Source organism: Urechidicola sp. KH5, from assembly GCF_054661455.1.
Map to the genome: position 1 here is coordinate 533896 of NZ_BAAFSW010000003.1, position 15637 is coordinate 549532.

A 15637-nucleotide genomic window follows, 5' to 3' on the forward strand; every position below is an offset into this window, starting at 1 on the left:
CATATGGCAACTACAAATTTGTCATCATATGATAAAAGAAAAGTCCCAAACGCGAAAGATTTTCGGTTTGGGATTGTTGTTTCTGAATGGAACGAACAAATAACAGAAGGCCTTTATAAAGGAGCGCTAGATACCCTTGTTGAAAATGGTGCCTTACCTAACAACATCATTCGATGGGATGTACCAGGTAGTTTTGAACTTATTTATGGTTGCAAAAGAATGTTAGATACCCAAAATGTAGATGCTGTTATTGCTATTGGGTGTGTTATTCAAGGAGAAACAAAACATTTTGATTTCGTTTGTGATGGCGTTACTCAAGGTATTAAAGACTTAAATTTAACATACAATACCCCTACAATTTTCTGTGTATTAACAGACAATACCATGCAACAATCTATCGATAGGTCTGGTGGTGCATTAGGTAATAAGGGAGTTGAGTGTGCAGTTGCAGCCATTAAGATGGCCGCATTATAGTATTTTTTTCAGCTCTTAAAACTCTCTTAAATTTATTCATAAAGTTTGAATAGGCAGATTAAATTCTGTAAATTTGAATACCGCTAATTTGTTTATATAGTTATGTTTTTTAGTGCATTTAAATCGCGTAAGCACTATGTGTTTGATTATAAGCCTCGTTATTACGACGAGCGTAAAGAACGCATTGAAAATCTAAAGAAAAAATACAGTGAGGGTAATGATACCGATAGCACTCGTATTACCTTTAGCAAAAGCAACTTGCGGAATGAATGGTCAAAAGCTAAAAAACCTGCAGCAGACCGCCGTACAACACTTCGTTTAGCTATCATTATTACCATTTTAGTGGGTATTGCAACTTATATTTTAGACCTACATTCACTGTTTTAATGGCAGACATCATTCAACTATTACCTGATCACGTAGCAAATCAAATTGCTGCTGGAGAGGTCGTTCAGCGTCCTGCTTCTGCAGTTAAAGAATTACTAGAAAATGCTATTGATGCAGGTGCATCCAATATAAAGTTAATAATTAAAGATGCTGGTAAGGCGTTGGTTCAGGTAATTGATAATGGTAGTGGTATGAGTCCTACCGATGCTAGATTGAGTTTTGAGCGTCATGCAACTTCTAAAATCAAATCAGCTGAAGATTTGTTTCAATTAGAAACAAAAGGATTTAGAGGTGAGGCTTTGGCTTCTATTGCTGCAATTGCACATGTGGAGCTCAAATCTAAACTAGCCGATGAAGAATTAGGTACACACATTAAAATAGAAGGTAGCGAGGTAATTTCTCAAGATTTTATTAGTACCTCAACCGGCACTTCTATTGCTGTTAAGAATTTGTTTTACAATATTCCTGCCCGTAGAAACTTTTTAAAATCAAATCCTATTGAAACACGTCATATTATAGATGAATTTCAACGAGTAGCATTGGTACATCATGATATTGCATTTAGCATGCATCATAACGATAATGAAGTTTATCAACTACCAAAAGCTAACTTACGTCAGCGCATTGTTGCTATTTTAGGTAAAAAAACCAACGAAAAATTGGTGCCTGTAAAAGAGGAAACTGATGTAGTACAGCTAACTGGATTTATTGCGAAACCCGAATTCTCAAAAAAGAAAAGAGGTGAACAATTTTTCTTTGTGAATAACAGATTTATTAAGAATAGTTATTTGCACCATGCTGTAGTAAGCGCGTTCGACGGATTACTTTCTCAAGGATATCATCCTTCATATTTCCTTTATTTAAATGTACCTTCAAAAAGTATTGATATCAATATTCACCCAACAAAAACTGAAGTGAAATTTGATAACGAAAAAATATTGTATGCCATTTTGAGGGCTACTATTAAACATAGTTTGGGACAATATAATGTAGCGCCCCTACTCGACTTTAATAGAGATTCTAATCTCGATATTCCTTATAACTATAAAGACAAGGTAATAAATAAAGAACCGGCAATTAAAGTAGATCCAAGTTTTAACCCTTTTAAGGCAGAAAGTCAAAAAGGAATTAAATATCCATATAAGCGAGAAAAAGAAGCCTCTTGGGAAGTACTTTATTCAGACACAAATACGGATACAATTCAGCATTCCGAAGATTTAAACCAAATAGAAGTTGAGTCAGAAATTGTAGATGTACAACTTTTTAATGAAGGTGAACGTTCTAAAACATATCAAATACACCATAAGTACATTGTAAGCAGTGTTTCCTCTGGAGTATTATATTTACATCAACACAATGCGCATCAACGTATCTTGTATGAGCAGTATTTAGAGCAGATGACTGTTGAGGAGGCATCGAGTCAACAATTGTTGTTTCCGTTGTCTTTGCACTTCTCAAAAGACGAAATTATTCTTTTAAAAGAAATGCAATCAGATATAGAAAGTTCAGGGTTTTTATTCGACAACCTTCAAGAAGAAACTCTAGTAGTGAAAGGAATACCAACTGCTATTACAGAGAGTCAAGTAACTATTGTGCTAGAGCAATTACTGAACGATGTTCAACAAGAATTACCTAAAGGTAGTTTTAGCCAGTTAGATGTTATGGCAAAAAGTTTTGCGAAAAGTTTAGCTATTAAAACGGGCGTAAGATTAACTAGCGAAGAGCAAGAAGATATTGTAGCAAAACTTTTCTTGTGCAAAGAACCTAATTATTCTCCTTTTGGTAAGCCTACTTTTATAAAAGTAGATTTAGAAGAAATAGATAAAAGATTTGGTCTATGATGAATAGAATGACAGAAGCCGTTAAACACCTTATCATTATTAATGTAATAGTGTTTATAGCCGTATTTGGATTTAAGCTTGGAATTAGTGATTCGCTTGCCCTTTATTTTCCAAAAAATGACTCTTTTGGTTATTGGCAGTTTGTAACACACATGTTTGTGCATGGTAGCCTTATGCATATTGTTTTTAATATGTACGGACTTTGGGCTTTTGGCACACCGTTAGAACAAATGTGGGGTCGCAATAAGTTTTTATTCTTTTACTTCTCAGCAGGTATTGGTGCAGGATTGATTTATACTGCAGTAAACTATTTTCAGTTTAATTCACTGTATGAGCAAATATTGGCTTTTGGTGTATCTCCAGATGAAATTCGTCAAATACTTGAAACTGGAGTGTACAATGAAAATATTATAACGCTACCTCAAGAAAAAATGTACGAATTCTACAGTACTTTTCATACACCTGCTGTTGGTGCTTCAGGTGCAGTATATGGCGTATTAGTAGCCTTTGGAATGATGTTTCCAAATGCGAAATTGGCACTCATATTTTTTCCTGTTCCAATTTCAGCAAAGTACTTTATTCCTTTGATATTATTGGGTGATTTGTTCTTTGGCTTAACAAGTTACTCAGTAGGAAATATTGCTCATTTTGCACACATTGGTGGTGCCCTTATTGGGTTTATTATTGCTTGGTATTGGAAACAAAATCAATTTAAACGCTGGAATTAGTGGCATTTCAAAACGATATAAAAACTTCTTTTAAAACAGCTACAATTGCTGAAAAGATTATATATGCCAATGTTTTAATTTTTATCGTAACACTTTTTGCTAAAAGTTTTATGTATGAGTGGTTTGCATTGCCAAGTGTATTTAACAATGTGATTAGCAAACCTTGGTCTGTTATCACCTATGGTTTTTTACATGGTAATTTTCCACATATCATGTTTAACATGATCTTCCTATACTTTTTAGGCAACTTATTTTTAGACTTTTTTAGTAAAAAGCAATTCATCAGTTTTTACATATATGGTATTCTAGCAGGAGGGATTGCCTTTTTATTAATTAATCCTTCTGGATTTTTAGTAGGAGCATCTGCAGGATTAATGGCAATTATTGTTGGGCTAGCAACTAAAGTACCTCAATACGAAGTTAGACTTGCACTAATAGGTGGAATAAAATTATGGGCACTTGCCGCTATCTATGTGCTTGTTAGTATCGCAAATTTAGAAGGTGAAAATTTTGGAGGTAATATTGCTCATTTAGGTGGTGCACTCATTGGATTTCTTTATACCAAGCAATTACAACAGGGTAGAGATATTGGTAAATGGATAGAAGTAATCATAAATTCTTTCGCCAATTTATTCAAACCATCTTCAAGTAAAAATAAGCGAATGAAAACGGTGTATAAAAATCCGAGTATAAAGCGTAAACCTACCCACAAAGAATCAAAATTGAAGCAACAAAGAATAGACGCTATTTTAGACAAAATAAGCAAATCAGGTTATGAGAGTTTGTCTAAAGAAGAAAAAGACTTTTTATTTCAATCTGGAAAATAACACATAATAATCCTCCTAAAAACTAATTTTTTATGAAAAAACTATCGTGGCTAAACAAATTGGTTTACTTGTTTAATTCATTGATAGCTTTTTTATTATTGGTGTGCTATGCACTCCCCTATATTTCGCCTAAATCATATCCATCTGTTTCGGTATTTAGTCTAGCAGTTCCTGTAGTAATTGTATTGAACATATTGTTTATGCTATATTGGTTATTAGGGTTTAAAAAACAATTTATATTGTCACTAATTGTTCTAGCTATAGGTTTTAATTCAATCAATAGTCTTTTTAGAATCAGCGAAAACAAAGTCTTCTTAAATGATGATTTAAAAGTAATGAGCTTTAATGTACGCTTATTTGACATGTATAAATGGAAAACTGATAGTAAAAAGGAAACACTTCAAAAGGCAAAAGATTTTATACACGAAAAAGATCCAGATATTATTTGTTTTCAAGAATACTTAACTGGCTACAACATTCGATTTTCTGAATATAAATATAGATACGTACAAAGCAACCCTCAGAAACAAGTTGGCTATTTTGGCATGGCTATATACTCCAAACACAAGATTATCAAAAAGGGTTCTTTAAATTTTAGAGGAAGTGCCAATAACGCTATATATACTGATATTGTTAGAGAAAAAGATACGGTAAGAGTTTACAATGTACATTTAGAATCGCAGCATATTGATTTAGAAAAAGATAATTTAGGACAAGACAACTCAGACAAATTATTTCAACGTTTTAAAAAGACCTTTGAAAAACAAGCGGATCAAGTCACTCAATTAAAAGAACATCAAGCAAACTGTCCCTATAAAATTTTAATGATGGGAGATTTTAATAACACTGCTTTTTCATGGACCTATAAACAGTTAAAAGGTGATAAAATCGATGCTTTTAAAGAAGCTGGTGGTGGCTTTGGTCGCACATATGATTTTATCCTGCCTGCAAGAATAGATTTTATATTAGTAGATCCTTCTTACAAAGTAAACAACTTTAAAACGTATTATCAGTTTGAGTATTCAGACCATTTCCCTATTATGGCGAGGTTAAATACAACTAATACAAACTAACTTTACAATGAAAAAGATAAAATTCCCAACAGCCCATTCAATCTTAATGCTAATAGCGTTGTTTGTTGCTGGATTAACTTGGTTGGTGCCAGCGGGTAAATACGATACTTTAAGCTATAATTCAGATAATCAAAGTTTTGAAATACAATCTGTAGAAGGTGTTAAAACAATAAATGCTAGTCAAGAAGAACTCGACGCATTAGATATTCTAATTCCTTTAGAAAACTTTACTAGAGGAGCTATTTACAAACCTATAAATATTCCAAATACTTACAAACAAATTGAAGAAAACCCTCAAGGTTTTGTAGATTTTTTAATGGCACCATTAAAGGGGATTGAAGGTACTATAGATATTATCTTACTAGTACTAATTATTGGCGGATTGATTGGTATTGTGAATGCAACAGGTGCTTTTGAAGCTGGTATTGCTAGTTTAGCACAAGCGCTTAAGGGGAGGGAATATATATTAATTATGCTAGTTACTGTGCTAGTTGCTATAGGCGGAACTACCTTTGGTTTAGAAGAAGAAACCATTGCCTTTTATCCGATTTTAATACCCATATTTTTAGCGGCTCGTTATGATGCACTTGTTGCTGTAGCTTGTATTTATTTGGGTTCTAGCATTGGAACTTTGGCATCTACAGTAAATCCATTTAGTGTAATAATTGCTTCTAATGCAGCAGGAATAAACTGGACGACAGGTTTTACAGGAAGAGCTCTCATGTTGATTACAGGAATGATTATAAGCATTTGGTACATTTTACATTACGCTAAGAAAATTCAAAAAGATCCCACCAAATCCATTATCTATTCTCAACATAATGAAATAGCAGCACTGTTTCCAACAATAAAAAACAATGCTCAAAAACTAACAACAAAACTAAAATTGGTTTTAGTTGTTTTCAGTCTTGCATTTGTAGTTATGGTAATTGGCGTTTCTAAATTGCATTGGTGGTTTTACGAAATGACTGCCATATTCTTAGTTGCTGCTGTTCTAATTGGTATTATTTCTAAAATGAAAGAAGCCTTATTTATAGATACTTTTATGAGTGGAGCTGCAGATTTATTAGGTGTTGCATTTATTATTGGTATTGCTCGAGGAGTTACTGTTTTAATGGATGCTGGCCTTATTAGTGATACCCTACTCTATTATGCAAGCACACTTACTAAAGGGATGAATTCAGGAGTTTTTGCTAGTTCGTTAATGGGTGTTTATAGCGGACTATCGTTCTTTATTCCTTCATCTTCCGGAATGGCAGTGCTAACTATGCCTATTATGGCTCCTCTGGCTGATGGCATTGGTGTTGGCAGAGAAATAGTGGTAAATGCATATCTATTTGGCATGGGACTCTTTAAAGTAATCAATCCAACTGGTTTAATTCTAGCATCGCTGGCAATCGTTAAAGTAGGTTACGATAAATGGCTAAAGTTTGTATGGCGCTTACTTTTAATATTAACTATTTTCTGTATTGTGTTCTTGACAGTGATGGTGATGATTTAATCACCTTACAATTAATACAAAATGTCCATTAATTTTTCATGTTAACATCTACCTACTTACTTCAGAGATTTCTTATCTTTGTGGCTGCAAAAAAACAAGACTTGTATGTTTAATAATTTAAGTGATAAACTAGATAAAGCCTTACACGTATTAAAAGGTCATGGTAGTATAACAGAGGTAAATGTTGCAGAGACTTTAAAAGAAGTTAGACGTGCGCTATTAGATGCCGATGTTAACTTTAAAATAGCCAAAGATTTTACGAAACGTGTTAAAGAAAAAGCCATTGGTCAAAATGTCCTTACTACGTTAAATCCAAGTCAATTAATGGTTAAAATCGTTAAAGACGAATTAACTGAATTAATGGGTGGTGACACTGTAGGTATTAACTTAGGAGGAAGCCCAACGGTAATTTTAATGTCTGGTTTACAAGGTTCTGGTAAAACTACTTTTTCTGGTAAATTGGCCAATTACCTTAAAACAAAGAAAACAAAACAAGTACTTTTAGTTGGTTGTGATGTTTATCGTCCTGCCGCAATAAACCAGTTGCGCGTGGTTGGTGAGCAAATAGGTGTAGAAGTATATGCCGAAGAAGGTAACCAAAACCCAGTTGAAATTTCTCAAAACGCCATTAAACATGCCAAAGCGAACGGTAAAAATGTAGTGATTATAGATACCGCTGGTCGTTTAGCTGTTGATGAAGAGATGATGACTGAAATTTCAAACATCCACAAAGCGGTAAGTCCACAAGAAACATTGTTTGTAGTAGATTCTATGACAGGTCAAGATGCCGTAAATACTGCTAAAGCATTTAACGATGTCTTGAATTTTGATGGTGTTGTATTAACCAAGTTAGATGGTGATACTCGAGGTGGTGCTGCATTATCTATTAAATCAGTAGTTGATAAACCAATTAAGTTTATTGGTACTGGTGAGAAGATGGAAGCTATTGATGTGTTCCACCCAAGTCGTATGGCAGATCGTATTTTGGGTATGGGAGACGTTGTATCTTTAGTAGAACGTGCACAAGAACAATACGACGAAGAGGAAGCACGAAAGCTTCAAAAGAAAATTGCAAAAAATCAGTTTGGATTTGATGATTTCTTAAAACAGATTCAGCAAATCAAGAAAATGGGTAACATGAAGGACCTGGTAGGTATGATACCAGGTGCTGGTAAAATGATGAAAGATGTAGATATTGATGATGATGCCTTTAAAGGTATTGAAGCCATTATTCATTCTATGACTCCAGAAGAAAGAAGTACCCCTGCAACTATTAATGCAAGTAGAAAAAAACGTATCGCTAAAGGATCAGGTACAAGTATTCAAGAGGTGAATCAGTTATTAAAACAATTCAACCAAATGAGTAAAATGATGAAGATGATGCAAGGAGGTGGTGGTCGTAAGATGATGCAAATGATGCAAGGAATGAAAAGATAATTTTCAATAATTATAGCTCGAAATTAAATCAACACAATGGTATTATTAGACGGTAAAAAAACTTCTGAAGAACTTAAAGTAGAAATTGCAGCATCTGTTCAAGAATTAAAAGAGCAAGGTAAAAAAACACCGCACTTGGCAGCAATTCTTGTTGGTAACGATGGTGCAAGTATGACTTATGTAAACGGAAAAGTAAAAGCTTGTGAACGTGTTGGTTTTAATTCAACTTTAGTCGAATTACCTGAGGAAACATCAGAGGAAATATTGTTGGCGGAAATAGAAAAACTAAATAGCAATGATGACATTGATGGTTTTATAGTACAACTACCATTACCAAAACATATCGATGAGCAAAAAGTGTTGATGGTTATTAATCCAGATAAAGATGTTGATGGATTTCACCCAACAAATGTAGGAAGAATGACTCTTGATTTACCTGCTTACCTACCTGCTACTCCATTCGGAATTTTAGAATTATTAGAACGCTACAATGTTGAAACCTCTGGTAAGAATGTAGTTGTAATTGGTAGAAGTCATATTGTTGGAAGACCTATGAGTATTCTTATGAGTCAAAAAAGAGCCGCTGGTAATGCTACCGTTACTGTGGCTCACAGTAGAACACAAAACTTAGCCGAAATTACCAAGCAAGCAGATATTATTGTGGCAGCTTTAGGTATACCAGAATTTTTAACGGGTGATATGGTTAAAGAAGGTGCTACTGTGGTAGATGTTGGAATTACTCGAGTGCCAGATGCTACAAAAAAACGTGGTTATAGATTGGCTGGTGATGTTGAGTTTTCGAGTGTAAGTCCTAAATGTAGTTTTATTACTCCAGTTCCTGGAGGTGTGGGCCCTATGACAATTGCAATGCTTATGAAGAATACTTTATTCGCTTGCGAACGTAAACAGTAAAAAAGGTTTTATTATAAATTAAAAACTTGCAAGAAATAGCATGTTTTTTTTGTTTTGGACTACTCTACTCTGCTTCTCTATTTACTTTATCTATACTAAAAGCAGGAAAACAAATAGCTATATATTCACACGCTTCATCAAAAGGATTACTGTATTGAATGCGTACATTTTTTAGAATTCTAATAGACTGCCCCGCTTCTAAAACAACAATCTCTCCAGCAATATTAAATTGCTTTTTACCCTTTATAATGTAGGTTATTTCATCAAATTCTGGAGTTTGAAATGGTTCGGACCAACCCGGTGGTGCCACCATATGAGCCACACTTAAATCGCCTCCATCAATTGAAGCATTTCCGAAATGTTCCTCTATTAGTTTCCCATCTGTTGTTGGAACAATAAAAGGAGAAGTTTGAATTTGATATTTGTTCAAAGAATCAGACATTATTCTTCAAACCAAATAGTCATAGATTTTATTTTAGCTAAATCGGGTATTTGCTCAACACTAATAGGCTCCATCCCCATTGAACCCATTCCAAGTTCTCTTTTATCAATCGCTAAAGTTGCATTTAACTCATCAATATATAAAGTAGCTGATGATAGTGAAGTCTCAACTTTATCTATCATATAATGTAAATTAACATCCTTAAATGGAGACATTAAAGATATTTCTTCATCTGTTTTAAATAAAGGATCAAAAACTTCTATATACTTAATTGCTGAAGTACTATCTTGAGGGTTTCTTGGCACAATAGTTAATAAATGCTTTCCTTCTTTAGAGTAAATTAAAAATTCATCATTATCCTGAATCAATTCGCTCTCCTCATTCCCTAAATTACCTTCACTCATATGAGTTACAATAGAATCATTAGCAAATATAGATGCAATATCTAAAACAGTATTCTTATTGGTAATTTTTCCTACTTTATTCTTTGCGACTAAAAAGTCGTCGCCAGAAGAACAATTATACAGTAATACACTTACAACTAAAAGGGTGATAATTCTAGGGAGTTTCATGGTAGTGCTAATTTTTGGTCGTATAAATACTATATCTTGAACGTTACAAACATACTATTATTTTATACGAATTTTAAAATATTCAAAACTTTTTTGTAAACCAATCAATGAGTACATTTGCAGATATTTTTAAACTGTGGATACACAAACTGCAATACAAGTAAAAGAAGGTACAATGTTACCTTTAATGGAGGAGTTTTACACCATACAAGGTGAAGGAAATCACACTGGTAAAGCTGCTTATTTTGTTAGAATTGGTGGCTGTGATGTGGGATGTCATTGGTGTGATGTAAAGGAGAGTTGGAATGCAGAAACACACCCTCCCACACAAATTGAAAGCATTGTTTCTAATGCTAAAAAATGGGCCAAAACAGTAGTTGTTACAGGAGGCGAACCACTAACTTGGAATATGGGTCCTTTAACAGAGGCTTTAAAAGAAAATGGACTGCAAGTACATATCGAAACTTCTGGAGCTTATAAATTAACGGGTGATTGGGATTGGGTATGTTTATCTCCTAAAAAAGTAAAGTTGCCTTTAGAAGAAATTTATCCCAAGGCACAAGAACTTAAAATGATTGTGTACAATAAAAGTGATTTTAAGTTTGCAGAAGAAGAAGCTGCTAAAGTTGGTGTAGACTGTGAATTATATTTACAACCAGAATGGAGTAATCGAGATAAGATGATTCCATTAATTATTGATTATGTAATGAACAAACCTAAATGGAAAATATCATTACAAACACATAAGTACTTAAATATACCTTAGTTCATAACTTCAATCCTCATTTTAACTAAGCTATAAACACGCTCAAATTGTTCGTTCAATCCCATATCTGAATTGTCGATTTCTATAGCGTCTGCTGCCCTAGTTAAGGGTGAATCGTCTCGTGTAGAATCAATATAATCTCTAGATTGCACATTTTTCAATACTCTTTCAAAAGTAACTTCTTCTTCACCTCTATCTAATAACTCTTTATATCTTCGTTTTGCTCTTTTATCGGCAGTTGCTGTCATAAATAATTTAATATCAGCATTAGGAAAAACAACGGTTCCAATATCTCTACCATCCATCACAATACCTCCATCTCTTCCCATCTCTTGCTGTTGTTCTACTAATTTAGCGCGTACTTCTGATAAGGTAGAAACTTGACTTACCAATTGAGAAACTTCTAGGGTTCTAATTTTCTTTTCTTCGTTTTTGCCATTCAAAAACACTTCAGCAAATCCTAGTCTATCATTAAATTCAAAATGTATTTTAATATTCGCTAGAGCAACCTTTAAACCGTCTTTATCAAATTTTGAAGGATTTATATATCCATTTTGCATAGCGTATAAAGTAACGGCCCTGTACATAGCTCCAGTATCCACATAAACATAACCTAACTGCTTAGCCAACTGTTTAGCTAAAGTACTTTTTCCTGTAGATGAATATCCATCAATAGCAATTGTAATTTTTTTCATGCTAATAGTTTTTTAATGCTTATCTACGATCACCAAAATTAATCAATAAACTAAAAGTACTGGTATTTTCGGCTGGATGATATTTAGTATAGGCATAATTTAATTTTAATCGTCCCATCTTTAAACCAAATCCTGCTGTAAATCCAGCAAATGTTCTAACCTCTTGTAAACTTAGCTCTTTCGCTCTTCTAAAGCTATATCCTAATCTTAAATTAAAACCACTTTCTGGAAACAGCTCCGCACCAATTACCATGTGACGCATCATATTATCAAAAAAAGAAATTTCTTCCTCTACAGTATTACCATCAATATCAGCAATACTGTTTGAAGGATTAGGCTTAGCAACATTCCATTTTTGCAAATTGTCTATTGTCAGATGTAATCTAATGGGCACATTTTCTACTCTATAAGAAGCTCCAAATGCAACCTCAATGGGCACTTTTTCTTGAGTGCCGTCAAAGGTTGTAATTTGATATCCTAAGTTTCTAGCAACCACCGTAAAAACATAAGGTTTGAACTCATTTTCATAAATAATTCCAAGGTCTGCAGCAACACCAAAAGAAGAATAGGTATGAATAACTGAATTAATTACTTTAACATTTGCTCCAATTTTAAAGTCTGAATATGGCAATTGATATGCATAACCAATAGAAATAGCTATATCATGAGCCTTAAAAGTTCCCAATTCATTACCATCTTCATCTGCCTCAATAAACTCTCCATAATTGGCATAAGTTACACCACCATGTAAAGTACCAAAATTTCGATTAACCATATGTGCAAAAGACAACGATGCAAAGTTGATATCTGTTAAGTAGTTTAGATAATTTAATCCCGCTTGATTATCTAAGTCAAGGTTAATACACGCTGGATTCCAAAACGGCTGATTTACATCATCTACTAAGGTGAGAATTTTACCTCCCAATGCTGCTTGTCTAGCCGATGTTGGCACGTTTAAAAAATTATAAACATTCTCACCTCCTACCTGCGAAAAACTAGTAATTGTAAATAAACCTAAAAGGGGTAACAGTTTTTTCATAAACAACCACAAACATAAAATATATTTCTAACTAAAATACATTTAAACTAACGTATTTTAAGTGAATTTATGATTTAAATTAAAAGAAAAAATAAAGTATTCATCTCGATATTTCAAAACTAAAAAAATGAAAGTGAATAATTATATTTTTACAATTGGAAAACTGAAATCTTTAGAATTATTAATAAATTTAAAATATTTCAACTTACGATGAATATCTATATTTATTTTACTGCTCATGAGTAAAGAACTTTTAGCTTCTATCAAAAAGAAGCTGTAAATAAAACTTGACTAGTTCTTTATTATTCTCAATTTACTATTGAATACTGTCGAAAATCTAGTTTCAATTCAGAAATTTACACATAGTTTAACTACCATATTCTTTTTGTTTGCTTTAATCCTGTAGTATGAAAGTAAATAAATCAATCGTCAAAATTAAAACTGAATAAGTCTGTAGATACTGTAAATTGTTCATTTACTGTTAAAGGTAAAATTTGAATATCATCTTTTTTTAAATATGAATTCAATATTCTTTTAATATCACTATTATCATTTGAAGGAGTTAGATTTTTGAGATAGTCTTTATATGTGAATTTTTTATGTTTTGATTTATAACCGAATCCTTTATAAATATTATTCTCTATCAAAACAAACGACACTTCTTTAGAATTTCTTCCCTTATCAATTATGACAAAACTTTCCCTTTTGTATTGCATAGAAGAGATAGCATCTAAAACGCGATTATTATAATCTTCTATAGCTTCCTGATTTCTACAAATTCCTTTACACTGTTTAAGTTGGAAATGAAAACAGCTTCCTACATTTGATTGTAAATGACAATACTTAGGACACAATTCAAAATTTTCACATAATTGTTCCATATAATTACGAGCAGAAGAATTATTGTAAAACTTAACTAATGGATCCTTAACAACTTTTAAAGAGTTAAACGCTAAATGAATAATTCCATTTCTATCCTGATACGAAAATAAACCGATACTTTCTCTAGCTCTACGCTGTTTTCTATTAAACTTTGGGAAATGTTTTTTAATCTCAGATGATTCTAGCAACAATGCTAATAATTCACTACCTGTTTCTGTAAATTTAACTTCTACAACTTCTAAAGACATTGTAATTTCTTTGCGGGCCTTATCATAAAAATGACTAATTACACGCTGCTTAATATCAATAGCCTTTCCCACATAAATGATTTCCTTTTGTTCATTAATAAAGTAATAAACTCCAGTGGTTTTAGGCAAGTTATCAATATTCTCCTTTCTTAAGAGTGGTGGTAAGGTTGCTTCTCTAGATCTCTTATTTAAAAAAGAAGAAATAATATTCTGATGATCATTCTTTAACAATTCCCCAAACAATTCAACAGTTGCTTCAGCATCTCCCCGAGCTCTATGACGAGCTGCAATGGAGATTCCTAAATCTCCACATATATTCCCCAAACTATATGATGAATGACCTGGTAAAATTTTTCTAGATAATCTTACGGTACAGAGTTTTTTACGATTAAAATCAAATCCAAGATCCTTAAATTCTCCTCGAATAATATTGTAATCAAAATTAACTGCATGGGCTACAAAAACGGCTTCTTTTGTTATTTGCTCTACTTTTTTTGCAATCTCATAAAACTTCGGTGCATCTTCAACCATTTGAGCACTAATACCTGTAAGATTTGTTATAAATGGAGGAATATAGGATTCAGGGTTAACTAAAGAAGTGAATTCATCTATCACCTTTTCTCCATCATAAATAAATATAGAAATCTCCGTTATCTTATTTTTACCATTGGTTTCTATGTCTACTATTGCAAAATTCAATCTAAATTTATTTTTAGAGACTATAAAAATACAACAAAGTCAAAACTTTTACACCATAAAACAATCAGCAGAAGCACAAGTTCCTAGCACTTTTACAGACTTCCAATTGCCCTTACTAAACCATATTAAACTAACAATTGCAATAACAATTTCAGCTAAAGTAATAGCACTATATACTCCCAATGGTCGATAATCTAATGTAATTCCAACTAAATAGATAAATGGTAACTGTAGCATACAAAAGACGATAAAATTAATATAAGTAGGTGTATTGGTGTCACAAACTCCATTAATTGATTGTATAACGACCATACTATAACCGTAATATATATCTAAGGCTATTACTCCTAAACATAAAGCTCCATTTAAAACAACCTCTGGTGCATCATTAAAAAACTTATTATTTCAGGAGTAAATACAAAATAAATAATTGAAACCAATCCAATAAACCAGGCATTGTATTTACCAGTCTAACAAACAGAATTTTCGGCGCGATTTGGCTTGTCTACGCCTAAATTTTGACCTACCAATGTGGGGCCACATTACTCAATTCTCAAGCCGTATAAATACAAACATCATCACGCGAATAGCTATGATAAAACCAACTAAAATTTCACTACTAAATTCACTCATTAATAGCATTAGAAAGACCCAGCTAGATGTTCCAATTAAAAACTGACCAATACCTCCAAGAGATACTTTTATCGAATTAAACATAACGGCCCAACTTAAAACTAAATCTTTCAATTTAATCCTAAAAATACTATAGCCCTTCGAATACTTCCAGAAGTAAATTCAATTTCCTTTCCAGAAATAGCAAATTTTAAATAATAAAAGATTCTTTAAAGTGATGTAAGTAAAGATTGCATAAGTTGCATTAATTAGTTGAGAATTGCATAACATGTATGCTTTAAGACTAAATGTATTGAACATTGTATAATGAGAGAATACTTAAACAATAATAGCACAACCCTACAAATTTTTTATGAAAATTCATTACTTACTCTTAGCTATAAAAAAAACCTTCAACGTATTTGTTGAAGGTTTTAAAAAAGAAAGGCGATGACATACTCTCCCACCTAGTGGCAGTACCATCTGCGCTGGTAGACTTAAC

General features: G+C 32.7%; 16 protein-coding genes. 10 read left to right on the forward strand and 6 right to left on the reverse strand.

Going from position 1 to position 15637, the window contains the following annotated elements; genetic code table 11:
* The first annotated feature begins 3 nt into the window (after window positions 1-3).
* The 9 genes from ribH to folD all read left to right on the forward strand — a co-directional run bounded on the left by ribH (window position 4) and on the right by folD (window position 9180).
* Entirely contained in the window at window positions 4-474 is a 471-nt protein-coding gene (ribH, locus tag ACYQ5R_RS10935) for a 6,7-dimethyl-8-ribityllumazine synthase (protein WP_460190981.1), read from the forward strand.
* Window positions 475-576: 102 nt separating this feature from the next.
* Window positions 577-861, forward strand: coding sequence for a hypothetical protein (locus tag ACYQ5R_RS10940; protein WP_460190982.1), 285 nt, complete (start codon window positions 577-579; stop codon window positions 859-861).
* The gene (gene mutL, locus ACYQ5R_RS10945; RefSeq protein ID WP_460190983.1) at window positions 861-2702 is read left to right on the forward strand and encodes a DNA mismatch repair endonuclease MutL; all 1842 of its coding nucleotides are present in this window, start codon (window positions 861-863) and stop codon (window positions 2700-2702) included. The genes ACYQ5R_RS10940 and mutL overlap by 1 nt, the downstream gene beginning before the upstream one ends.
* On the forward strand, window positions 2702-3430 hold the full coding sequence (locus ACYQ5R_RS10950; protein WP_460191003.1) for a rhomboid family intramembrane serine protease: 729 nt from the start codon (window positions 2702-2704) through the stop codon (window positions 3428-3430). The genes mutL and ACYQ5R_RS10950 overlap by 1 nt, the downstream gene beginning before the upstream one ends.
* Entirely contained in the window at window positions 3430-4257 is an 828-nt protein-coding gene (locus tag ACYQ5R_RS10955; RefSeq protein ID WP_460190984.1) for a rhomboid family intramembrane serine protease, read from the forward strand. The genes ACYQ5R_RS10950 and ACYQ5R_RS10955 overlap by 1 nt, the downstream gene beginning before the upstream one ends.
* Before the next feature lie 32 nt (window positions 4258-4289).
* Window positions 4290-5330: an endonuclease/exonuclease/phosphatase family protein gene (locus tag ACYQ5R_RS10960; protein WP_460190985.1), complete on the forward strand. Its 1041-nt coding sequence runs from the start codon at window positions 4290-4292 to the stop codon at window positions 5328-5330.
* 7 nt (window positions 5331-5337) lie between these two features.
* Window positions 5338-6831, forward strand: a complete 1494-nt coding sequence (locus ACYQ5R_RS10965) for a YfcC family protein (protein WP_460190986.1) — start codon at window positions 5338-5340, stop codon at window positions 6829-6831.
* Between the two features lie 105 nt (window positions 6832-6936).
* On the forward strand, window positions 6937-8268 hold the full coding sequence (gene ffh / locus ACYQ5R_RS10970) for a signal recognition particle protein (protein ID WP_460190987.1): 1332 nt from the start codon (window positions 6937-6939) through the stop codon (window positions 8266-8268).
* Between the two features lie 36 nt (window positions 8269-8304).
* Window positions 8305-9180 carry a bifunctional methylenetetrahydrofolate dehydrogenase/methenyltetrahydrofolate cyclohydrolase FolD gene (gene folD / locus ACYQ5R_RS10975; protein ID WP_460190988.1) on the forward strand — a complete coding sequence of 292 codons (876 nt, stop codon included), beginning with the start codon at window positions 8305-8307 and terminating at the stop codon, window positions 9178-9180.
* A 64-nt stretch (window positions 9181-9244) separates the two neighbouring features.
* Here folD and ACYQ5R_RS10980 read toward each other — a convergent pair whose 3' ends face one another.
* Together ACYQ5R_RS10980 and ACYQ5R_RS10985 are read right to left on the reverse strand one after the other, a co-directional pair.
* A complete protein-coding gene (locus tag ACYQ5R_RS10980) occupies window positions 9245-9610 on the reverse strand; it encodes a cupin domain-containing protein (protein WP_460190989.1) in 366 nt (121 codons plus the stop codon).
* 11 nt (window positions 9611-9621) lie between these two features.
* Window positions 9622-10194: a hypothetical protein gene (locus tag ACYQ5R_RS10985; protein ID WP_460190990.1), complete on the reverse strand. Its 573-nt coding sequence runs from the start codon at window positions 10192-10194 to the stop codon at window positions 9622-9624.
* Window positions 10195-10369: 175 nt separating this feature from the next.
* Here ACYQ5R_RS10985 and ACYQ5R_RS10990 point away from each other — a divergent pair, with 175 nt between their 5' ends.
* Window positions 10370-10960 (forward strand): 7-carboxy-7-deazaguanine synthase QueE, encoded by a 591-nt coding sequence (locus tag ACYQ5R_RS10990; protein ID WP_460191004.1) that lies wholly within the window; start codon window positions 10370-10372, stop codon window positions 10958-10960.
* On the opposite strand, the gene cmk is transcribed toward ACYQ5R_RS10990, so the two are convergent.
* From cmk to ACYQ5R_RS11010, 4 genes are all read right to left on the reverse strand, one after another.
* Window positions 10957-11655, reverse strand: a complete 699-nt coding sequence (gene cmk, locus ACYQ5R_RS10995) for a (d)CMP kinase (RefSeq protein WP_460190991.1) — start codon at window positions 11653-11655, stop codon at window positions 10957-10959. The genes ACYQ5R_RS10990 and cmk overlap by 4 nt on opposite strands.
* Before the next feature lie 19 nt (window positions 11656-11674).
* Complete coding sequence (gene porQ / locus ACYQ5R_RS11000) at window positions 11675-12694, reverse strand: type IX secretion system protein PorQ (RefSeq protein ID WP_460190992.1); 1020 nt, start codon at window positions 12692-12694, stop codon at window positions 11675-11677.
* A 422-nt stretch (window positions 12695-13116) separates the two neighbouring features.
* Window positions 13117-14523: an exonuclease domain-containing protein gene (locus ACYQ5R_RS11005; RefSeq protein ID WP_460190993.1), complete on the reverse strand. Its 1407-nt coding sequence runs from the start codon at window positions 14521-14523 to the stop codon at window positions 13117-13119.
* A 48-nt stretch (window positions 14524-14571) separates the two neighbouring features.
* Window positions 14572-14760 carry a hypothetical protein gene (locus tag ACYQ5R_RS11010; RefSeq protein WP_460190994.1) on the reverse strand — a complete coding sequence of 63 codons (189 nt, stop codon included), beginning with the start codon at window positions 14758-14760 and terminating at the stop codon, window positions 14572-14574.
* Window positions 14761-15637: the final 877 nt, after the last annotated feature.

Coding starts and splice junctions, on each gene's coding strand:
- mutL (WP_460190983.1), top strand. CDS start 861: ATGGCAGACATCATTCAACTATTACCTGATCACGTAGCAAATCAAATT.
- ACYQ5R_RS10985 (WP_460190990.1), bottom strand. CDS start 10,194: ATGAAACTCCCTAGAATTATCACCCTTTTAGTTGTAAGTGTATTACTG.
- cmk (WP_460190991.1), bottom strand. CDS start 11,655: ATGAAAAAAATTACAATTGCTATTGATGGATATTCATCTACAGGAAAA.
- ACYQ5R_RS10960 (WP_460190985.1), top strand. CDS start 4,290: ATGAAAAAACTATCGTGGCTAAACAAATTGGTTTACTTGTTTAATTCA.
- ribH (WP_460190981.1), top strand. CDS start 4: ATGGCAACTACAAATTTGTCATCATATGATAAAAGAAAAGTCCCAAAC.
- ACYQ5R_RS11010 (WP_460190994.1), bottom strand. CDS start 14,760: ATGCTACAGTTACCATTTATCTATTTAGTTGGAATTACATTAGATTAT.
- folD (WP_460190988.1), top strand. CDS start 8,305: ATGGTATTATTAGACGGTAAAAAAACTTCTGAAGAACTTAAAGTAGAA.
- ffh (WP_460190987.1), top strand. CDS start 6,937: ATGTTTAATAATTTAAGTGATAAACTAGATAAAGCCTTACACGTATTA.
- ACYQ5R_RS10965 (WP_460190986.1), top strand. CDS start 5,338: ATGAAAAAGATAAAATTCCCAACAGCCCATTCAATCTTAATGCTAATA.
- ACYQ5R_RS10990 (WP_460191004.1), top strand. CDS start 10,370: ATGTTACCTTTAATGGAGGAGTTTTACACCATACAAGGTGAAGGAAAT.
- ACYQ5R_RS10950 (WP_460191003.1), top strand. CDS start 2,702: ATGAATAGAATGACAGAAGCCGTTAAACACCTTATCATTATTAATGTA.
- ACYQ5R_RS10940 (WP_460190982.1), top strand. CDS start 577: ATGTTTTTTAGTGCATTTAAATCGCGTAAGCACTATGTGTTTGATTAT.
- porQ (WP_460190992.1), bottom strand. CDS start 12,694: ATGAAAAAACTGTTACCCCTTTTAGGTTTATTTACAATTACTAGTTTT.